At 48.2% G+C, this 20608-nt stretch carries 15 protein-coding genes and 3 pseudogenes; 5 read left to right on the top strand and 13 right to left on the bottom strand.

The window, feature by feature from the left end; translation table 11 throughout:
- From AC4ED1_RS13510 to AC4ED1_RS13490, 5 genes are all read right to left on the bottom strand, one after another.
- On the bottom strand, nucleotides 1-190 hold a 190-nt coding region (locus AC4ED1_RS13510), incomplete at its 3' end, for a hypothetical protein (RefSeq protein ID WP_490939463.1).
- Nucleotides 191-405: 215 nt separating this feature from the next.
- A complete protein-coding gene (locus tag AC4ED1_RS13505) occupies nucleotides 406-1692 on the bottom strand; it encodes an acetyl-CoA hydrolase/transferase family protein (protein ID WP_490939461.1) in 1287 nt (428 codons plus the stop codon).
- A gap of 6 nt (nucleotides 1693-1698) precedes the next feature.
- On the bottom strand, nucleotides 1699-2118 hold the full coding sequence (locus AC4ED1_RS13500; RefSeq protein ID WP_490939459.1) for a MaoC family dehydratase: 420 nt from the start codon (nucleotides 2116-2118) through the stop codon (nucleotides 1699-1701).
- A gap of 738 nt (nucleotides 2119-2856) precedes the next feature.
- The gene (locus tag AC4ED1_RS13495) at nucleotides 2857-3000 is read right to left on the bottom strand and encodes a hypothetical protein (RefSeq protein ID WP_490939457.1); all 144 of its coding nucleotides are present in this window, start codon (nucleotides 2998-3000) and stop codon (nucleotides 2857-2859) included.
- A gap of 71 nt (nucleotides 3001-3071) precedes the next feature.
- Nucleotides 3072-5315 carry a TOTE conflict system archaeo-eukaryotic primase domain-containing protein gene (locus tag AC4ED1_RS13490; protein WP_490939455.1) on the bottom strand — a complete coding sequence of 748 codons (2244 nt, stop codon included), beginning with the start codon at nucleotides 5313-5315 and terminating at the stop codon, nucleotides 3072-3074.
- Nucleotides 5316-5665: 350 nt separating this feature from the next.
- On the opposite strand from AC4ED1_RS13490, the pseudogene AC4ED1_RS13485 reads away from it, so the two are divergent.
- The 4 genes and pseudogenes from AC4ED1_RS13485 to tnpC all read left to right on the top strand — a co-directional run.
- Nucleotides 5666-6205 (top strand): annotated as a pseudogene (locus AC4ED1_RS13485) (ISL3 family transposase); the annotation flags it as partial.
- Nucleotides 6206-6365: 160 nt separating this feature from the next.
- A complete protein-coding gene (locus AC4ED1_RS13480; protein WP_490939453.1) occupies nucleotides 6366-6500 on the top strand; it encodes a hypothetical protein in 135 nt (44 codons plus the stop codon).
- Between the two features lie 319 nt (nucleotides 6501-6819).
- Nucleotides 6820-7377: pseudogene (gene tnpA / locus AC4ED1_RS13475) on the top strand (IS66 family insertion sequence element accessory protein TnpA); the annotation flags it as partial.
- 21 nt (nucleotides 7378-7398) lie between these two features.
- Nucleotides 7399-8169, top strand: a pseudogene (tnpC, locus tag AC4ED1_RS13470) (IS66 family transposase); the annotation flags it as partial.
- A gap of 37 nt (nucleotides 8170-8206) precedes the next feature.
- Here the strand turns inward: tnpC and AC4ED1_RS13465 are convergent.
- From AC4ED1_RS13465 to rlmD, 8 genes are all read right to left on the bottom strand, one after another.
- Entirely contained in the window at nucleotides 8207-10183 is a 1977-nt protein-coding gene (locus AC4ED1_RS13465) for a TIGR03986 family type III CRISPR-associated RAMP protein (protein ID WP_490939451.1), read from the bottom strand.
- Entirely contained in the window at nucleotides 10180-10794 is a 615-nt protein-coding gene (gene csx19 / locus AC4ED1_RS13460; RefSeq protein WP_490939450.1) for a type III-D CRISPR-associated protein Csx19, read from the bottom strand. The genes AC4ED1_RS13465 and csx19 overlap by 4 nt, the downstream gene beginning before the upstream one ends.
- Nucleotides 10781-12187: an RAMP superfamily CRISPR-associated protein gene (locus tag AC4ED1_RS13455; RefSeq protein ID WP_490939448.1), complete on the bottom strand. Its 1407-nt coding sequence runs from the start codon at nucleotides 12185-12187 to the stop codon at nucleotides 10781-10783. The genes csx19 and AC4ED1_RS13455 overlap by 14 nt, the downstream gene beginning before the upstream one ends.
- On the bottom strand, nucleotides 12184-13758 hold the full coding sequence (locus AC4ED1_RS13450; RefSeq protein WP_490939446.1) for an RAMP superfamily CRISPR-associated protein: 1575 nt from the start codon (nucleotides 13756-13758) through the stop codon (nucleotides 12184-12186). The genes AC4ED1_RS13455 and AC4ED1_RS13450 overlap by 4 nt, the downstream gene beginning before the upstream one ends.
- Complete coding sequence (locus AC4ED1_RS13445; RefSeq protein ID WP_490939445.1) at nucleotides 13733-14416, bottom strand: RAMP superfamily CRISPR-associated protein; 684 nt, start codon at nucleotides 14414-14416, stop codon at nucleotides 13733-13735. Before AC4ED1_RS13445 ends, AC4ED1_RS13450 begins: the two co-directional genes overlap by 26 nt.
- A gap of 13 nt (nucleotides 14417-14429) precedes the next feature.
- Nucleotides 14430-15983, bottom strand: a complete 1554-nt coding sequence (locus AC4ED1_RS13440) for a Cas10/Cmr2 second palm domain-containing protein (protein WP_490939443.1) — start codon at nucleotides 15981-15983, stop codon at nucleotides 14430-14432.
- Nucleotides 15983-17161 carry a hypothetical protein gene (locus AC4ED1_RS13435; protein ID WP_490939442.1) on the bottom strand — a complete coding sequence of 393 codons (1179 nt, stop codon included), beginning with the start codon at nucleotides 17159-17161 and terminating at the stop codon, nucleotides 15983-15985. The genes AC4ED1_RS13440 and AC4ED1_RS13435 overlap by 1 nt, the downstream gene beginning before the upstream one ends.
- Before the next feature lie 426 nt (nucleotides 17162-17587).
- Nucleotides 17588-18976 carry a 23S rRNA (uracil(1939)-C(5))-methyltransferase RlmD gene (gene rlmD, locus AC4ED1_RS13430; RefSeq protein WP_490939440.1) on the bottom strand — a complete coding sequence of 463 codons (1389 nt, stop codon included), beginning with the start codon at nucleotides 18974-18976 and terminating at the stop codon, nucleotides 17588-17590.
- A gap of 402 nt (nucleotides 18977-19378) precedes the next feature.
- Between rlmD and AC4ED1_RS13425 the strand changes: the two genes are divergently transcribed.
- Entirely contained in the window at nucleotides 19379-20572 is a 1194-nt protein-coding gene (locus AC4ED1_RS13425; protein ID WP_490939438.1) for a DUF6612 family protein, read from the top strand.
- Nucleotides 20573-20608 lie beyond the last annotated feature (36 nt).

Genomic DNA, 20608 nt, shown 5'->3' with positions numbered 1-20608 from the left:
GTTGCGAAACGATTCTCTCGATGCCTTGCTGGGTCATGCGTTCCACCGCCTGCTGCGACTCCTTTTGCGCCCAACCGACCAGCTCCGCGGTCGCCGCCACGGAATCCCGGATGGCGTCAAACAACCGAGCCGTATTTTTTTGATACTGTTCCAGATAAAATTCTGTCAGTTTTTCCAAATTGCCGTTCATAAAAATTCCCTCCCTATAAAACTTTCCCGTTTTGACATTCCTGGCGGCAACACCGTTAAACAGCATTGTAAAAATTAAATGCATATTCGTACCATAAATACACACCAGGAGTTGCTATCTGTCAAGTCAATATTTTTTAAATTTTAATGAAATATTCAACTCACTTTCTTTCGCTTCGTGGAAAACTCCAGATTCGCGCGGTGCTGAAGGAGTTGTCAAAGCAGATATCCCAAGCGTTTCGCTGCAAACCGCAGCTCCTCCCGAAACGCCGGATGGGCGATGGCAATCAGCGCTTCCGTCCGCTGCTTGATACTTTTGCCCCGCAATTCCGCCACCCCGTATTCCGTCACCACATGATCCACATCATTTTTGGAAGTGGTCACCGCCGATCCCGGGCTCAATTGCGGACGAATCCGGGAAATGGTTCCCTGTTTGGTGGTGGAGTGCAAACAGATAAACCCTTTTCCGTATTTGGCAAAACGGGCGCCCCGGGCAAAATCGGCCTGGCCGCCGCTGGAACTGTAATACCGGCCGGCAACCGTTTCCGAAGCGCACTGTCCCAAAAAATCCACTTCCGTCGTCGCATTGATGGAAATCATCCACTCCTCTTTTGCGATTTCCCGCGGGTCGTTGACCAGCTCCACCGGCAACATCTCCACCCCGGCATTTTCGTGGATAAAATCGTACAAGCGCTTCGTACCCAGCGCAAACGTCGCAATCATTTTTCCGCGGTGCGTCGTTTTCGCCACGCCGGTAATGACGCCGGCTTCCACCAGGTCCACCATTCCATCCGTCAACAACTCGGAATGAATGCCCAAATCGCGTTTTTCGGTCAATCGGGCAAGAATGGCATTGGGGATCGATCCGATCCCGACTTGCAATGTGCTGCCGTCGGTAATCCGTTCGGCGACGAATTCGGCAATTTTAACGTCCGCCTCGGTAACCGTCGACGGTTTGACCTCATGCAACGGGTAATCCACCTCAATATATCCCGCGACCTGGCTGATGTGAACCTGATTTTCGCCATACGTTCTGGGCATTTGGGCGTTCACTTCCAAAAATATCGGAACTTCCCCGATAAAAGACGCCGTGTAATCCGCGTTGGTACCCAGCGAAAAATATCCGTGCCGGTCAATCGGCGAAGCTGCCGCCAGCACCAGGGACGGTTTCACCGTTTCCCGCAACAGCCGGGGCATCTCGTGAAAGTGGTTGGGCACCAGATCGCATTTCCCTTCCCAAAACGCCTGCCGGGTCGCCCCGCTTAAGAAATAAGCGACATAGCGCAAATGACCGGGATAAGCGCCCTGGATGTACGCCCTTGGCTTCAGCGCATGCATCTGGTGAATCCGGACACCCGAAAAACGCGTCGCATTTGCTTCCAGCGCGTCAAGCAAAGTCTGTGGCTCCCCGTTGGCAAGCGGTACGATCAAGTCGTCGCCATCGGAAATCATCTCCAAAAACTGGCTGATCGTTTTCTTTTTGGATTCAATCCCAGACAGCAAGGAGGATCACCCTTTCTTCATGACCAGCGCTTCCCCGTCCACAACCGTTTTCCCGTGTTGGTTGGTAACGGTGGTGCGGAGGCGGATCTGTTTTTTCGCGTCGATTTTTTCAATGACCTCCGCCCTGGCGCGAATCGTGTCGCCGATTTTTACGGGTGCGAGAAAACGAACCGTTTGTTCCAGATAAATTGTATTCGGGCCCGGCAATTTCATTCCCAAAACCGTGGAGATGAAACTGGCCGTTAACATTCCGTGCGCAATCCGCTCCTTGAAAAAGGTGGTGCCGGCGTACTCCTTATCCATATGCATCGGGTTAAAATCGCCCGTGATTCCGGCAAACTGGTAGATGTCAATCTCCCCTATCGTCTTGGAAAAAACGGCGGCATCCCCAATCTCAATCTCCTCGTAAGTCAATTCTCGAATCATAATCTCTCCGTCTCCTTTCTCCAACACCAACGCTTCGTGGCATTGGTGCCAACAAGATCACTCACAGGTTTCGCACTGATTTGAGAACGAAACCCCTTGCATCATCTGGCAACCCTTAAATTTAAAAAGCAAAACACCCCCAATTTCAGTTTAGTATTTCCGGAGGCAGGGTGGATTCGAAGAGATCCAGTTGAGCATGATGGGTACGAATGTACGAATCATAAAAAATAGCCTCCTTGGAAGGAAGGCACGGGTTTATGTCGGATCTTTTAAGAAGCAAGAATTCCGTTGCCCTCGAGTTTGATTTGGTTTGTTCGTCATTTACCAATTCTCGATTGGAAAACGGAATTCCTTTTTTTGGCCAAGGAACCCTTTATACAGGATTTTTTCAAGGGAAACTAGTTCTTCCTTGTTCACGCTCAATACAACAACCACCTTATGCAGCATTGCAGCATGTTTTTAATTATTTATACCATGTTTGATCCTGTTCGGATGGAAGAACCTTAATTCCTTCTCAGTAGTCCCTGTCGCAGCCAACGCTGCCCCGCAAACTTAAGTTAAGGTCCGTACATTTCTTCCACGCGGGGGCTGCCGTATTTGGAGAAGCGCAATCTTTGCTTTCGGATCCTTTCCCCACGACTGTAGACCGTAACAGAGGGTTTCAACTCCATGGACTCGGCAAACTCCCTTAGCGCAAGCAAGATGGTATTGTATTCATTTTGGCCAATCCGGCTCATGCTATCCCTCAGTGGAAAAATCCAAAATAAACCGGTCAATATCGAAGTTTTTCAGCTTCTTCGCGCAGCAAAACTTATACTTCGCACCGCTGCCGCACGGACATGGACAAGGTCGGCTTTTCCTTGATGGATGCCGAATCTTCACCGGTAAAAATACTGATCAATCTTGGATTGATGGCAGCGTGCGGATTCGGCACGCACTTTTCTCCTTCCTAATCAGACTTGGATTGTCACCGCTTGTTCACTGTAGCCCATCGCATGGTATCCTCTCAACCTTTTGTTGTACATGCGCATAAAGACGGGAACCTGAATATCCACGTAATCGTAGATTTGCACCTCGCGTTTTCCTTCGTAAAGCCGATGAAGTCTGCCTGCATATTGCTGCAGCGTTCCCTTCCAGGAAATCGGCATGACCAAAAACAGCGTATCCAGACGGGGGTCATCAAACCCTTCTCCCACAAATCGGCCGGTGGCAAGAAGAACTCGCTCCTGATCGCCAGGAATGGAATGGATCTGTTCCTGTATCTCCTTCCGCTTCTTTTTCCCTATCCCGCCACGCAGCACGATCACATTTTTGGCAAAACCCCGCAGTCTGTTCGCGAAATATTCCAGATGAGACGTGCGGTCCGTCAGCAAAATCGGCGATCTTCCTTGATCCAGCGCTTTCAGAAGGTCATCGAAAATAAGTTCGTTTCGCGATTCATCAGCGATCAATTTATCGTAAAGCTCGTGGATCGGGACATTGGATCCCGCTTCCGGCAGTTTAAAGTCCGTATACCTTGGAATGACCACATGCTGAAAAGGCCTGGTTTTTGCTTGGCTTTTTGCATCGGCCTTATAACGAACGGGGCCGCACTGCATGAGCACAATCGGATGGTGACCGTCTTTACGGGTGAGAGTTGCCGTCAACCCCAGGATATATTTGGCCTTGGCCCTCTTAAGTACCTGCTCAAAGCTGAAAGCGGAAATGTGATGACATTCATCGACGAGGATATGTCCGTAATCGGCGATGAAGTCTTTGATTTCCCCTTTTGCGTAAATCGTCTGCAGCATGGCCACATCGATTCGCCCCGTTCTTTTGTTTTTGCCTCCGCCAATCAGTCCGATTTCTTTCACCGGAATCTTGAGAAACAGGGACAGTTGTTCCTTCCACTGCTCCATTAGCTGCGTGCGATGCACCAAAATTAACGTATTTACTGCCCTAGCCGCAATCATCCGTGCGGCGACCACCGTTTTCCCAAACGCGGTAGTTGCAGACAAAATCCCGATATCATGCTTAAGTAGCTCATGAACGGCTTGTTTTTGTCCATCCCTTAGTTCTCCTTGAAAGGCCACATCAATTGGCGTTCCCGGATTCCGTTCATCCACAATGTCCACCGTAACCTCTTGGCTCCGAAGCAGTTGAACAACTGCATCATAGCATCCGCGCGGCAAAGCCAGATATCGTGCCAAGTCTTCCGAACAATTGATAATGCGCGGCTTGCCGAATGTAGGCAACCGCATGGATTGAGCTTTATAAAACTCGGGGTTTTGGAAAGCAGCCATGCGAATAAAATGATTGATTTGTGAAGATGACAACCCCTGTTTGTCCATATACAGCATGTTGCTCAGCACCAGCTTTATATGAGTTGGAAGAGGTTTTTTCAGAACAGATGGTTTCTCCTTACCCAACGGCAAATTCCAGGGCTCGATCTCCTCCTCTTCCGTTTCCGATTTTGCAATACGGATGACATCGCCTCTCCGTTCGGCTTCGCGGACAATGGCTTCCACCTCGGACAACGCCATTTTTCTGAGTGAGGACAAGAATATCCACTGATCTTTATGAGGTTCAAAATGATCGTTGATAAACAAGCTGTTTCCTTCCTTGCCGGGCAGCCTTTGCAGCGGCAAAGCAATCAAATTGCCGAGTTTCTTCTCTTTCGGCAGCGTATCCTGATTGGGAAACATTCGGTCGTACGAGTCCAACCCTATTTGATGCCGTTTCTCCAAAGTGAGGGTCAATAGAGTACTGCCCAACATTCGTGCTGTTCGTGCAGGAACAGGCTCGTTAAAAAAGATCCAAACATGACCTCCGTTCCCCGAGCGCGAACGTTCCAATGCTGCAGGAACATTCAATTTGCGACAAGTTTCCAGAAAAGCGGCCGTATCTTCCTTCCAGCTTGCTTTATCAAAATCAATCGCCAGAAACCAGCAAGTTTCATCAAGCAAAACCGGATAGATCCCGATTGTGACCGGTCTATTCTCTTCCTGCAAATGGGCTTTGAGGACTTCGTCCGTCAAAGGCAGGTAATCACCCCACACGATTTTTCCGTTTTCTTTTCCGAGCCGCTTCTTCTGCGGAAAATACGCCGGTTTTCCTGTTTTATCGATTCCGCGTACGGCGTACACATCTTCCCTGCCTTTAAAGTAATTGCGAAACAATGCGAGTTTTTCTTCAATGGGAGATTGTTTTGTCACCATAACCGAACTTGCTGCATTTTCCGAACACGGCGATTCCCCGGTCATCGTCTCTGGTGATATCTTGTTATCAGAACGACGCTTTAAATCTGTTTCAGAATGGACCAATTGTTTCAAGCGTTTAATTTCGGCCAATAACTTCACATTCTGTTCATGTAACCGATTGTTTTCTGCCCGCAAACGTTCCATCTCATTGGGGTCGCACATATCCAATTTCAATTGTGCCGGTACATCACGTCTTTTTGCCATAGTACCTCCATATGTATTCGGACAATATCTCTATGGCTTTTATTATAACACTAGCAACTTGTTTCTGATTGAACGAAATGACCCATTGCAACTCGGAACAGAGTTTTCTGGACGCCCTTCGAGTCGCGGACCGATTTCATGTAACGCGTTACGTGATCGATGCCCTTCAAGCCGTTCGAAAAGACGTCCAGACCTCGCTAGCAGCCAGAGCCCGGGCCAACCTCAAAGCCAAACACCGGCTCCTGAACCCCCAGGCGGCATCGCTGCCTTCCGAAAAGCAGCCGGAGTTACAAGAAATCTTGAGCTATTCGCCACTTTTACAGCAGGTCCACGCCTGGAAAGAAGCGCTTGCGGAATGGTACGACTGTGCACCCGATGCCAAAGTAGCTGCTATCTGGTTCGATCGCTGGCTGGAACAGGGCGAACGTTTGCAGCATCCGGCGATCGCCGCCTGCATCAAAACGATGCGAAACTGGCGAACGGAGATCCTCAATTACCATTCTTGTCGTTGGACCAATGCGGCGGTTGAAGGGAGAAACAACCGAATCAAAGCTTATCAACGCCGACATTACTTCACTCGGAACCGGGAGCGTTACGTCCAAGGGCTTCTGGTCGAATGTAACCGCAGGCGGTTTGGTACATAGAGTCAAGCACTAACTTTGGTGTTGAGCCAAAAATACGAAAAGCTATTGTATTGCGACGCGGTTTGGCATATACTAACGGCCAAAAGATATCCGCTCCAAGCTTCGCCTTTCCACCGGAGACCGTGTCACCCTCATTTGCGAGGAAGACCGAGTTATCCTTATGAATTCCGCTGTCTACGCCATGAAAATGCTGCAGAAGGAAATGGAGGGCAAAGCGGAAAAAGCCGAGATCCGCAGCGATGACGACGTGATGGATCTGGTAAAGGATGTACGCGCGGAGATTGAAGGGCTATGAGAGTATTGATCGACACCAACATCCTGATCTCCGCCTCCTTGAGCAGTGAAGGAACGCCTTATCAGGCGTACGTCAAAGCCGTTACACACCCCAACCACGGCATGGTTTGCGATTAAAACATCGATGAGCTTCGCCGGGTATACAACCGGAAATTTCCTCACAAAATACAGGCGCTCGAACGCTTTTTGGCGCTTGCGCTTACCGTTCTTGAAGTTGTTCCGACTCCTGCCGTTGATGTATCCGATGAGTCGCTTGTAAGGGACGCTTCCGACAGGCCGATACTCAGGGCGGCCATTGCGGCAAAAATCGTGAACAACGGATCCGGGAATGGGTTTCCCGCATTGAAGAGTACCGAACCAGCGGACTGACGATGGCCGCGTGGTGCGAGGCGCAAGGCATTTCCATCCATCAATTGAAGTATTGGCTGAAACGTTTGAAACGGCTATCCGATTCGAACCGGACAACGACTTCCCTCACGGGTTGGACGCCGGTGACCGTGACATCCTCACCTGAAAACCGTAAACCGGAACCAGGGGTTGTCATTCGGATCGGCCACAAGGAATCCGGCGATCGGTGTGAAAATGTCACCCCTACCCTTACAATGGAAGAATATGAGGCTCAGGTTGCCAGGCTGGAACAGCAGGTTGCCGAACTGTCGGCCAAACTCAAATGGTACGAAGAACAGTTCCGCCTGGCGCAAAAAAAGCGTTTCGGCGCCTCAAGCGAAAAGACGGATCCGAACCAGCTGGAGTTGGATCTGTTCAACGAAGCGGAAGTACTTGCCACGCCAAAAGGCGAAGAGCCGCCCATGAAGAAAATCACGTACGAGCGCCGGAAATCAGCCGATCCACGCACAACCCAACTGGACCATCTGCCGGTGGAGACGGTGACGTATGATCGGACCGGGCGAACGGGCCCGCCGATCGTCCTGTACAACTACCGGCCGACGCGAAACGGGGAGCATCCGCGAAACTTTCTTTCGGGATTTCGCGGCTACCTGCACGTTGACGGGTATTCCGGCTACCATAAGGTGCAGGGCGTGACCCTCGTTGGATGCTGGGCGCATGCACGCCGCAAGTTCGACGAGGCGCTGGAGACGATGCCTGCCGGACAACCGAAAACCGAAACGGCGGCCCAACAGGGACTGGAGTTTTGCAACCAGCTCTTTGCGATTGAGCGGGAGCTGAAGGAAGCAACGCCAGAAGAACGCTATGCCGTCCGAATGGAGCGAAGCAAGCCCATTTTGGAGGCTTATTTGGCATGGCTTCAAAAGCAGCGGCCCCGAACATTGCCAAAAAGTCTGCTCGGACAAGCGATTGCGTACAGCTTGAACCAATGGGACAAACTGACGGCTTTCCTGCAGGATGGCCGTCTGGAGATCGACAACAACCGCAGCGAAAGGTCGATCAAGCCATTTGTGATTGGACGAAAGAACTGGCTGTTTGCCAACACGCCTCGCGGGGCAAAGGCCAGCGCGACGATCTACAGCGTGATGGAAACCGCGAAAGAGAACGGACTGAATCCGTTCCAATACTTGAAGTATCTGTTTGAGCAGCTTCCGCAGCTTGCGGATCCGAAAGATCCGGAGGCACTGGACCCATTACTGCCTTGGTCGTCCTCGTTGCCTTTGACTTGCCGGGCGCCACAATCTTACAACCAGTTTACCTAAGCCCACATCGGATAGACAGGTGTGGGCTATTTGACGCTTACGATTCTACAACCTTGATCGGTTCAGGCAAAACAGGCCGACCTTTATATTCATTTTTTTCTTTGCTTCCTATCTTCATGTACCTGGTCACTTCCAGCCAGCCCCTTTTTTTCGTATTTTCCCAGTCCATCATGATCTTCAAGTTTTTTAACCGATCAGTATCCCACAATTTTTTTGCCTCGGCTTCCCGGCTTCCCAATTCCTTGAGTTTTGCCAAGACATACTGTTCAAATTTATCTATATACGTCTCAAGCGGCTCATCGGTATTCGCTACTGCCCAGGTTGTTCCGTCAAAAAGAGTGGTGTAACGCTTTTCCCTGTTGGAAAGCACTAGTCTAGGCGTTATTTTAACCGACCCCAGGCCCAGCGGTTTGCCCATGCCCAGTTTATGATAATGGTTTTTCGGTAGATTCAATACGAACAGCAATGCCCCCAGTTCTACAGGAGACAAATTGGTGAATCTGATCTTCCCTTCAAATTTTACTCCTGATCTGACAGGCTGAATTTTGGTATGCTGTGTTGCGCTAATTTTCCCCTTTTCAACCCAGTAATGTTCCTGGTCCTTATCATCCCGGGTATCCCGGTGCCAATAGTATTTATAGCCTCGCAAGATGGTTTTGCTACTGTCGGAACTCCAGTGGGAAAGGGCTTTAATCGGAGTCTCTAGCCCTTTGGGCTGGGTTAAATAGTGTTGAAAAGTAGTCGGTTTTGGAGAAGCCAGAATTTTAGGATGTTCCGGGTGCTGCAGCAAATTATTCTGGCCTTCCCGCGGCAGGGCATCTTGAAAGCTAACTCTTGAGGCAAATTTGGTCTCCACACCAAAAATAGCTTCAGCCAAATCGATAACCCCTATTTTATCCTTTAAACTGCTGGGCCTAAAATAGCCAATACTGTGCTTATGAGGCAATCTAAATAGTCCTGTATGACCAAAAGCAATAACTTTTTCCTGATCATTTATCTGTTCGCTCAGGTAAAAACAGGGGACTCCTGCCGGGTCTTTTTTCAGCATTTCCATCAAATTAACTTGCTCCGTCCTGTTTTTATCATTGGTATAACTTTGCACCACCTCATCCGGTATTGTTAGGCTATCTTTAGCGTCAGGCAAAGTGATTATCCAGTGCATATGTTTTTTTGTTCCCAGATTGCCTGAAGAAATCAGGTACCCTTCACAAAAACCATTTTTCTGAACAAGACTTATATCTTGCACTTTTGCATATTTTAATTTAAAAGGAACCTTTCTACCGTCCCTTATTCTCCGGTTGTGCGTATGTAATTCTTCTCTAACCGGTTTAAAAAATATTTTCTTATATTCAAACTCCCTCAATTCGATATCTGTTCCCGCTACCTTTCTGGTCTTCGGATCGTAGTGAATTCTGTAAATTGTAGGAAATCCGTGATAGGAAACCGGTGGGCTTGACGGCAGGATAACATAATTGTTTGGACCAACTTTTTTAAGCAATCCTGCTTTCACCTTGACAGAATAATAATCATTTTGATTCAGCATGATATCTCTGTATCTTTCTCCCAATTCTGAACGGTCCTCAACCATTCGATAATATAATTTCTTGTCCTCAAAATTCTCAAATTTTCCCCAACTTACTATTTCCACCAAGTTTCTAACCATGCCCCGGATACTGCTGCCGGGAATTTTCACTTTTCCTCCCGGGGCAAAAAAATCCGGCTTATTGTTCTTCCCATCGTTTTTTTGCGGGGCCACTCCCCTGATGTACAGAGGTGTAATTGTTTCCAGTTCATAAACTATTTCTCCAGTCAAATATCCCTCGTTTTGCTCCCGGTCGTAGTTGTAATATTTGTCAAAGCCCGGTAATTGGTCCGGTTGCCGAAATTGAGCCTCCACCACGACATCATTTAACTGGATAAAGTTATAAGGCGCCGAGGCGGGGAATCTTTTACCGGCAGCTTTATTAACTTTTTCACGGTTTAAAGATTTCTTTATATTCTTTTCCTTTCTCAAAGCATTTCTCCTCCCCAGTTAAATTTTACAAACCTACAGTCAACATAGCCTGCCTGCCCTAAATCGTTGTATCCAATGTAATTCCGCGTGACCAGTTTTACCCTGTTATGTATGTCCACTTTTAGATTTTCCCCGGGCAAGATAATCTCCGTACCCCTATCCTCGTAGATCCTGATCCAACCTTCACCATTACTTTTAGCCATGGTACCCCACAAAATCTGTTCCGCTTCCACCACATCTATTTCTTCACCCTCTTGAGGATCTCCAACGTCACCGTCAATCCGCAACCGCCATTGAAAGCCATCATACCCTCGCCAAATGAATAATTCCCTCTCTTGGTTAAAAATCCGGATCCTTTGCAGAAAGCGGGGTTCTATCTGCTGATTGCAGTAAAATAACATTTTGCCGCCTGTTTCCTTTTTTTCATCCTGTTTTACATACCTGCCGACAAGCACCTGGTAGTCTAGGTAAGCCACACAGAAACCGGATCCGGTAAAATTACTGCTGATAAGCTTTACCAGTTCATCAGCCGTCCGCAGGGAATACACTTGGTCAGGCCCGTCTACTTTCGATTTAACTTTTATTAACCGGTACTGCTTACCCGTTTCCATGAGCCGCCTCCTCTCCCCTGATTTTAGCGACAAAAGCAGCCACAAGCTTTTCTAGTTTTTCCTTGTCCCCGGCTATCTGCAGTTGATTGTCAATCAAACTGTTGATAATAACCCGCTCTCCGCCAAAAGAGATCATAGCCCTTCTTCCTTCCAACCTACCCCTGCCGATATTTTTTTCACCACCGACAGGTAAATCTCCGGTCCACAGGTCTTTTAAGAGCAATAACAGGAGTCCTGCTTCCCAATCCTGATAATTTTTTATCGAAACCTTAAGTTCCACCATCTCCTGTTTACCGTCTAAAGCCCACAAAGGCATGGTGTTAAACAGGGCGCCGTTAATTACTCCTCCGGTAAAACGGTCAACTTTTATCCGGGACTGGATGGCCGCGGTAACATTTTCAATTATGGTCTCCTCCACCACCACCCGGCTTTTATACTTCTCCCCCGATTTTGCTTCCTCGTCGGCCCAGCCGAAAAGCTGCTTGGTCATTTCCTCTCCCTGTCCGCCCAGGGTATTGATAATGCTTTCAGCTCTGCTCCTAAGCGCTCCTTTAACCGAAGTTCCCGGCAAAACGTCCTTGCCGTTACTGGTCAGGTGAACCGCATCGGGAGCTTGCGGGTCGCCTGAATAAGAACGGACAATCAGCGAACTTTGCAGGGCAAAGACCGCGTCAAGATTAAAGTCTTTAGATTCCTGTTCCGCCAGTACGTTATTCAAATCAATTTCTTTTTGCAGAAAGTCCTGTTTGAAATCTCCCTTCAACCAGGCAATTACCGCTTCTTTTTGAGTAAAATCATAATCATATAGGTAGGGGTCCCGGAGCCGGCACCGGCCAAACCCTTTTGTAGTCATTGCCCCTAGGACGACTTTTCTTTCTTCAAGGGCTTTAACCAAAAAACCGACAACCTGCAAAAAAAATTCTTTATCATAAGCTTTCCGCAAAGTTATTTCAGCCTCAAAACCAAATACCGCTCCCGGCTCCACTATCTCGTAGTCAAACTTTTTCCCGGGCGCAGCTATTCCAAACCCGTTGTCAATCTTCAGTCCATCCCGTATTTTTACCCGAACTTCACTCTCCGGTTGCAAGTCCTTGAGAACAAATGCGCTCTGATAAATGTGTTCTTTTTCCTTTTTTAAGTCAGCTCCCCAAAAATATTGCAGTTGTTCTAGCGGAACTCTATCAAACTTGGCCCGGCAGAAAAAATGATGGCGCAACGCTCCTGTTAGCGAGGTTGCCGGAATATAAGGACTGCCGTTTTCATCCTTAAGAACGACTACGTCCACGTCATCACTTTTTTCTCCAGTACCGATAATTAATGGGGTTTCAAGAACCAGCTTTCCGGTTAATATCAGTTTGCCGGTAACACTACTTGGCACAAGAGTACTTTTCAATCCTGATCCCCCTTCTGCTTGTTTAACTTCCTGGTATTTCTGAAAAATACCAGCCAATATTTTCTGAACAGCCTGTTTTTAAGTTCCTGATCGTCTTTTAATTTCAAGCCGGCCAGTTGTGCCAGACTATTAATGTCATCGCCGACATTGAGGTAAAATTTTTCCCAATCCGGTAAACTGCAGTCTTTCAACACATTATATAAACTGTCATTTTTTGTCCGATATCCCTCCAGTTTGTCCCTGGCCGTGTCCCGCAAGTCATTAATTTTTTGGGAAAACTCTTCCCAGTTCTTGCTTTCCTTCAGCATCAACTCCAATCTGCCCAACAGACTGTTTGGCAATGGTTTTTTCTTTCCAGTAAAGAATTCTTCCGACTTTTCAATGGCCATTTTTTCTATTTTATTTTCCAGATTATTGAAGGTGATTTTTTTAAAGATTTCCTTCGCTTCTTCCGGTAATGAACCCTCTGGTTTTTCCGGCTTTTCCAGTTTCAATTTATCTTTTTTATAGCTTTCTCTGGCAGCCGGGTTGACAATCAGCCTGCCGAATCCTTCATTTCTCCTTTCTCCCAACCCTTCCCGGCAAACAGCTTTAATTTTTTCCTTCAGTTCGGAGTCCGGTTCCCGGTTAAAGGTCAGTTTGAAGGTGCTACCGGCCGCCAAGGCTTTCTCTGCCGGTCTCTTTAATTTCCAGACAGAGACAAAGTTTTCCACCAGTTCCGCCCTGGCGTAACATTCCTCAATGGTAAAACCGTCCGTTCCCAGTGCTCTGGCCAGGTGCTCCTGCAAGACCCTGAACGACACTTCTGGAAAGCCATACCGGTTTCTCAAGATAACCGGCGACAGAAAAGTCAAAACCAGAGTATTGTCGTCATTGATTAATTCAGTTACATTCTCTTCAATCTCTTCAATTTCCGCCAGTTCAATTTCCACCTGACCGTACTGGGCATTTTTCGAACGTCCCACCCAGGCCAAAAAACCACAACCAAACCAAGTTTTAAACTCCTTCAGATCTTCCTCTTCACCCAATATCCGGCCCACAAAAAGCTGTTCTTCATTCAATGCTTCGTAGTGAAAAATCTCTCCCGCTTCGCTCCGCCCTTTCAACCGGTCTTTCCTGGCATGGTGAAAATAAAGGTGTTTCGCCGGCACTTCAATGATCAGACGGTCGCTTTCCAGCCTGGAAAATCCGCCAAGCGCCTTGGTTTCCTCATCAGGTTTTTCGGTCATTGCCGTTAAATTATAAACAGTTGTCTCCTCCTTATCCTGTTGCAGGGACAGGGGAGTAGGATAGAAGAGATATGTATTTTCTTCCTCTTGGACAGCCAGATAGGCATTGCCGAAAGACAGATCCCCTCGTAAAAACCAGCGGTAAAACCTATCATCTTGGTGCAAGCCGACAGGGCTACAGGTAGCCTTACCTTTCCCGGCAGTCAAGTACTGGGAGGCAAAAACACCTAAGATGCTGCTGCCGGCCAGGTAATCCAAGGTCCCGGTCAAATTGGCCTCGCCGCTGGTAGCGCTGATTACCACCGGGGCCAAGGTCTTAACCTTGTACTGCAAGGCTTTCATTTGCTGTCCCCTCCTCTAATACAGCTATGGCCTCCGGCAGCAAATTGCAGTCGTTTTCCAAAAGCCGGCATTCCACTTCACCCAACCCGCGGGTTCTTCCGGAACCTACTCTGCGCAGGTTAGCACAGGCCAGGGCCAACAAAAATTTGACTCTTTTCTCCGTAGATTTACAGATAATCTTTCCGGCAAATACCCGGCCCGGTTTCAAAACCCTAAGCGTCCGCAGGCTGTCCTCTTCGGCTGTCCCGTCTTCAGCTATTGATGTCTGGCGGCGGATTTCCGTAAAAGTATCAATAATACTTTCAGCGCTAATGGTTCCCGCATATTTTTTCAGCGCCCAGGCAAGCCACTTACTCAATTCCTGGTAATTTTCCAGCTTTAAATTGGTAAAAACGGTTGCAGCCCCGGTTTTGGAACCTCCTTTGCCGAAAATATGATCAACATCTTCTTGGCTAAAGATTTGGCTACCGCAACACTCCAACATTTCCACCACTTCAATAGCACTCTCCCTTAGCAGCCCCTTTAACCTCCTGGCCGGGAAATAAGGCACTCCCAAGTGGTCAAAGACGACATCGCTATCTATCCATGAGCCCTGTCCTTCGCCGGTGCCGGGCAAAACCGGGGACTTAAGCTTAAGTTTGATTTGCAATTCAGCCATCTCTTCCCACCTCCTATTCATCAAGTAATAGCTTGGGATAAAATTCCATCAGCTCCACCATGTCAAAATAGGGAGTAGTGGCGTTTTCCCAGCCGTTCACCGCGTATCCACCCAGGCCAGACGGCAATTTCAAATGCCTAGCCTCCATTTCATCGATAAATTTTCTGGTTGCCTCTTTACCCAGGGGCAAAGTTGTCCGCAGTTGCTTCAACTTGGAGCGAGGCCACTTATCCAGCATTTCTTTAATCCCGTTTTTAAAATAGCTAATACCTTTTTCATCATAATCATCGCCATCGTCTAACAGGTAAGGGCCAAAATAAAGCTTGCCATCCTTTACCTGGTAATGTCTTTCCCTTATTTCTGCCAAACTGCCGGACTTGCCTCCGTAAGCAACATAAAAATCAATCCATGAAGAATCATTATCCCGCTGTCTTTTTCTTGTTCTGGCCGCCTTTTTAGCAGAGGCGCAGAGTTCTTCCGCCAGTTGGTAACCCCGGAAAAAAGGAAATTTTGTCTTAATTATGGCTACCCCGGCGCAAAAACAAAGAGGTTTCTCGTCGATCAATTTACCCTTTGTCCCGTGCCGGATAAACCGTTCCGCCAGGTAAATCCCCAACCGTCCGTCGGTCACAAAGGTAATATCATCGCCATTTAAAACTATGGGCCGGATGGGCATGATTGTTTTCTTTTTTTCTTCCTGGATATTTATTCCTGCGGCTTTAATATTGTTCATATTCCCGATGATGTCTTTCAGTAATTCTCTGAAAGCATTCCGGGTTAATTCATCAACTTGCAGAGAAAGCTCCCTGGACATGGCAAGGTCCGTGCAGGCTTTAAACCTTTTTCCCATGTTGTTTCCGTCAATATGGACAATGGCCAAATGATTTTTCCCTTCGCTCTGACCCAGTTTGTCTATCTCAGCGGTAAAAATATATTTATCTCCCAATATGTCTTTGTACTCTTCGTTTATTTCCCGTTGGGATTCATCGCAGGCTTCAATTTTGGCCCAGGAAGCGGCAGAAATATAGCGCACCGTATCTTCCGCCTCATTCTTCCAGGCAATTTCCCCCGCCAGGCCGGACAGGGGACAGTCAGTCGTTATACCATGTTTTGCCGGGACCGTATTGGGGAAATACTTGTTCTTGTTGCGGGCAAGCTGTTGGTACAGTTTTTCCCTTTCCTCCGCATAATTGTCAAGATCAAAATCGTCTATTGCTACGGCCGTAGTCAAGCCAGGGGCATTTAATAGAAGCTGCCTGGTCCAGTTTTTAACAAGTTCTTTGGCTTCATCTCTCGACCGGAAAAACAATAACGCGTTTCCACCGCCAATATAGCCCGTTTCAAACCTGACGTTTTCGTCTTTTATAAGCACCTGATCCGGATTTTTCTTCCATGAATCAAGATCAGGTTCGAATCCCAAAGTTATTTTGAGAGCTTCTGCCAGCTCTTTTTGGTAAATATTGGATACTAGGTAAGATGCCCCCAAGTTTTCCTTGAGTTTATTGCCTGTGAAAATATACTTTTGAATAGAAGTGGTGTCCAACAGAACTGCTTGCACTTGTCCCATTATCTCACCTCCTCCCAGATGTGCCGGCTGACTTTCTTCCACAATTTTTCTACCGGCAAATCCTCCATGCCCACTACTTCCAGTTTATCTTCGGCTGAACCGGAGATAAGTCGCAATTCTTCGGCCACCCTATCTCTTTTTGATTTATCCAGGCAAGTAACCAGGATTGCTTTCCCCTCTTCCCCACCTATCTGATTCACCCGGTGCAGCACCTCGAAACCTTTTTCTTTACAAGATTTCTCATTTTCAGAAGTAGTAACTGAGATACCCGTGACCTGGTAACCGTTGAGCACAATTACGTCCAATTCAAAAGTTTTTTCCTGACGATTCTTTTTGATGTGCCAGTTGCTCGCCACCGGTATATCTCTTTTTTCTTCCTGTTTTATCCTCTCCACATTGTCTGCAACTATTTTGTGAACATAAACTTCCAGACACTTGCCATATAGGGAGTTTTGGTCAAGCTTTATGTTATAATTCTTGGCATTTTTTACAAAAGCATCTACATAATCTTTAAATTTTTTTCCCAGATCCAGGCAATTTCCCGATTTATTTTGAGCAATAAATTCCATGAATTCATTTAACAATTCCGGCGGCCAGTTGGAGTTGTCTTTTTCCTTATCCTTATCCTTCTCATAACCGTGCAATTCCATCAAGGTGTCCAAACCAATATTTATTTCTTTCCTCAAATCACCGGTGACATCACCAACTTGGTCATCCTTCAACTTGAAATCCCGCCCGCTTAAATAAGAAAATGTACAGTTAAATGTACAGTTAGAAAACTCTCGTTCCAGTTTCCGATATGCATGAACGGCCATGGACTTGGTACCGCCGGTATAATTGAGGTGACAACCGCTGAAGCCGTCTTCCCCTTGAATCCTGCCGATTAGCTTCTTCTTGATGTCTTCCTCTATTTGCTTGGCTGAACTAATGTCACTGAGAGGTATCAGCTTAATCCTGTCATTCCAGGATAAATCTTTTTGCTCTCTTTCTATGATGAATTTCAGGTTTTCCGCAAGTTCTTTCGTTTCTGCCTGGTTGATATTTGCTTTTTTTTCAGAATGGATAATCCATATTCGCTGCAAAGATTTATTTGCAGAGATGAAATATTTGGCTACAACATAATTAGGTAGCGGGTTTGTCCCCATTAACAATATTAAATCGCTAAATGACCAAGTCATAGCTTAGAACCTCCTTTTCTTTGGAAATTGCCCACGCCCAGCCTAACCGAACCGCTCCCGTCACTCGTCTCCTGCTCACATGGAAACCGGATCCTGCACTGGGATATTCCCCAGTTTTCTTGCTTTTGCCGTAATATATTCCATTCCTTATACCTCGCAGAAATATTTTCCATATAATATTGTATACAAAGAAACGAATGAAAACAATAAATTCCGCAAATTATTTCTATAGAGGAACTATTCGGGCAAATAATATACACGAATAAAACAACCGCCATTCTGCTTTTCACAGTTTGACGGTTGATTTTAGTAACTATTTCTTCTTTTTTGTGCTATATGCATCCATTTAGCCCGATATCTTTATTTATGCACTCAAGGGTTACCCAAAATCAACAAATTTTCAAATGGCCCCTAACCCTCTATCCATCAACCTTCCACCCTCTCAATCCTCGCGACGACCTCACAATGCTTCGTCTGCGGGAACATATCCACCGGCTGCACCTCTTGCGTCCTGTAGCCGCGATCCTCCAAAAAACGCAAATCCCGCGCCAGCATGCTCGGGTTGCAACTCACATAGACGACCCGGGCCGGCCGCATATCCACAATTGTCTGCAACAAAACCTCGTCACACCCTTTGCGCGGCGGGTCGACGACGACCACATCGGCCCTTAGTCCCCGCTTTGCATACAGTTCGGGGATCACTTTCTCCGCTTCCCCGACCCGGAACTCCACATTCGCAATCCCGTTCAACGCCGCGTTGCGCTTCGCGTCTTCAATCGCTTCCCCAACCGCTTCCACGCCGATCACCCGCTTCGCCTTCCGCGCCAAGAACAGGGAGATCGTCCCGATCCCGCAATAGGCGTCGATCACCGTTTCCTCTCCGGTCAACTGCGCATACTCCAGCACCTTGTCGTACAGCACCTTCGTTTGAACCGGATTCACCTGAAAAAACGACCTCGCGGAGATCGAAAACCGGACATCGCCGATCCGGTCCTCAATCGCATGTTTCCCCCACAGCGTGATCGTTTCCGGTCCGAAAATCACGTTCGTGACCGCCGTGTTCACGTTTTGAACGATCGAAACCAAGTGCGGGATCTCTTCCCGCAGGCGGCGGATCAACCTGTCTACTCCCGGTATTTTGCGGCCGTTTGTGACAAGCGCGACCATCGTTTCTCCCGTATGGTAACCGACCCGGGCGACGATGTGCCGCACAAGCCCTTTATGTCCCACCTCGTCATACGGCGGAAGCGCAAAATCGGCCAAAGCCCGCTTGACTTTGTTTACAATCTCGTCGCTGTACGGGTGCTGGATCGGACAGCCCTCCATATCAATGATGTCATGGGTGTGGGGCGCGTAAAAACCAGCCACGATTTTCCCGTTGACCCACCCGACCGGAACCTGCGATTTGTTGCGGTATCTCCAAGGTTCGCCCATCCCCAGGGTTGGGTGCACCGGAACATCGCCGAGCTTCCCGATCCGGGTTAGCGCATCGATCACAACCTGCCGTTTGTGTTCCAACTGCCCTTCGTAGGTCATGTGCTGCAGATGGCAGCCCCCGCAGCGGCGATAGATCGGACAAGGGGGTTTTGTGCGATACTTCGACGGTTCGATCACTTCCATCAACCGCGCATAGGCGTAACTCTTCTGCACCTTGACCATTTTCGCCCTGACCCGTTCCCCGGCGAGGGCGCCCGGCACGAAAACCGTAAAGCCCTCATGCCGTCCGACGCCTTCCCCTTCGTGCCCTTGGCCGGTGATATTAAGCTCGACGGTTTGGTTTTTTTGGACCGGTATTTGGATCGCTTGTTTTGCCATAAATCATCTCTTACCTTCCCGAAAAATTCGCTTTGAATCTTCATGTTAACCCGCCCGCGCCGCCAATTCCGCAAGGCTGGCCAGCATGGCGCCCACCGCTCCGATACCGCACCTCCCGCCGGACTGGGGATCCGAGGCCGACTGACTTCCTTGCAGAAATCGGTCAAGGCCAAATCGACGTAACGTATCGGTTGGTCGACCCGCTCCTTGCGTCCACCTTCTTCCATTTCCTTAGTATACACCAAATTCCCTGGGGGTTCGCATGGAATCCGCCAAATCGAATCCGCCAAAATCCTTCGCTTCTTTTGTCCAATTCCTGAACAAGTTAATTTGGATTTGAATCTTAACGCCCCATATAGTATTGTAAAATAAGAATTTACATATTTTGTACGGAGGGTATCTATGAAACCGAATAAACTTGCCTCTCTTCTTTCCGCCGCCGTAATGACGGGGACTTTTGCCTATACGCCGACCATGGTTCAAGCGGCAGATCACTATGCCATTATCGTGGAAGACAAAAACATCGCTTTCATGCCGCAACCCTTTGAGTCAAACGGACGTCTGATGGTGCCGCTTCGCCCCTTGTCGGAAGCGCTTGGCGCGGACGTTTCCTATGACGGCGCAACCGATACCGCCACCGTCAAGAAAGACGACATCACCCTTGTCTTGAACTTTCAAACGGGAACCGTCACAAAAAACGGAACAACCGTCACCGTCAATCCGGCTCCGCAAATCGTCGACGGGCGCACGGTGGTTCCCCTGCGCTTTATCTCGGAAGCGTTCGGCAACAAAGTGGACTGGAGTCCCTCAGCCAACGCGGTGACCGTATTTCCGACGGAATCGACCCTCAAAAAACGGCAGCAGATCAAAGACATCCTGTTGAAATCAAATGAGGCGACCAGCGCCAAAGATTCTTACCAAATGGAGATGACATTGACGGAAGAATTGGCATCGGCGTCCTTAAACGTCAAACTGCAGGGCAATCTCGCAATGGACTACAACAAGAATCCGCTGGCTCTGCACGGCAAGGGAAACTTTCACATTCCGCTTATGCCTGAAGCCATACCGTTTGAAATGTACCTGACGGAAGGCAAAGCGTATTTCTACGATGGAACCGCAAACCAATGGACGAAACAAACGATTATGCCGAAAGAGCAGTGGGACCAGTTTGTCAAGCTGATGATAACTCCGAAGGTCGAACAGCAGGCGGCGCAAATCTCGGCTGTTTTGCCTTACTATTCCCTGAAGGAAACGGCTGATTCTTACCTAGTTATCGCATCGTTTGACGCGGCTGGCATCAAAACGCTGCTGGAAAACGCCGGAGCCGTGCTCCCGCCTGAACTTCTCGCAGCCGATCAACAGGCACTGAGCGCATTCCGCAAAATGAAATACACAATCGCGATTGACAAAACCACCTATTTGCAAACCCGTGCGGACATGGAGTTCGAAATGGGAATTCCGAATGGGGGCGTAATCAAGATGACTGTCTACGGAAACGTCCAAAACTACAACAACGTACCTGCCATCACGGTACCGCAGGAAGTGCTGGACAAAGCTGTAGAAATCCCGGCTCCCCAACCGGTTCCGGCACGGTAAAACCGATATTCCGCCTTACATGCGGCAAGGATGGGC

The sequence above is a fragment of the Effusibacillus sp. SKA8 genome (genome assembly GCF_058273125.1).
This window is presented reverse-complemented; position numbering and strand designations above follow the sequence as displayed.

What these genes read in the sequence shown, in the direction of transcription:
- AC4ED1_RS13500 (WP_490939459.1), bottom strand. Translation starts at nt 2,118, where the DNA reads ATGATTCGAGAATTGACTTACGAGGAGATTGAGATTGGGGATGCCGCC.
- AC4ED1_RS13490 (WP_490939455.1), bottom strand. Translation starts at nt 5,315, where the DNA reads ATGGTGACAAAACAATCTCCCATTGAAGAAAAACTCGCATTGTTTCGC.
- AC4ED1_RS13480 (WP_490939453.1), top strand. Translation starts at nt 6,366, where the DNA reads ATGAATTCCGCTGTCTACGCCATGAAAATGCTGCAGAAGGAAATGGAG.
- csx19 (WP_490939450.1), bottom strand. Translation starts at nt 10,794, where the DNA reads ATGGAAACGGGTAAGCAGTACCGGTTAATAAAAGTTAAATCGAAAGTA.
- AC4ED1_RS13450 (WP_490939446.1), bottom strand. Translation starts at nt 13,758, where the DNA reads ATGAAAGCCTTGCAGTACAAGGTTAAGACCTTGGCCCCGGTGGTAATC.
- AC4ED1_RS13445 (WP_490939445.1), bottom strand. Translation starts at nt 14,416, where the DNA reads ATGGCTGAATTGCAAATCAAACTTAAGCTTAAGTCCCCGGTTTTGCCC.
- AC4ED1_RS13440 (WP_490939443.1), bottom strand. Translation starts at nt 15,983, where the DNA reads ATGGGACAAGTGCAAGCAGTTCTGTTGGACACCACTTCTATTCAAAAG.
- AC4ED1_RS13435 (WP_490939442.1), bottom strand. Translation starts at nt 17,161, where the DNA reads ATGACTTGGTCATTTAGCGATTTAATATTGTTAATGGGGACAAACCCG.
- rlmD (WP_490939440.1), bottom strand. Translation starts at nt 18,976, where the DNA reads ATGGCAAAACAAGCGATCCAAATACCGGTCCAAAAAAACCAAACCGTC.
- AC4ED1_RS13425 (WP_490939438.1), top strand. Translation starts at nt 19,379, where the DNA reads ATGAAACCGAATAAACTTGCCTCTCTTCTTTCCGCCGCCGTAATGACG.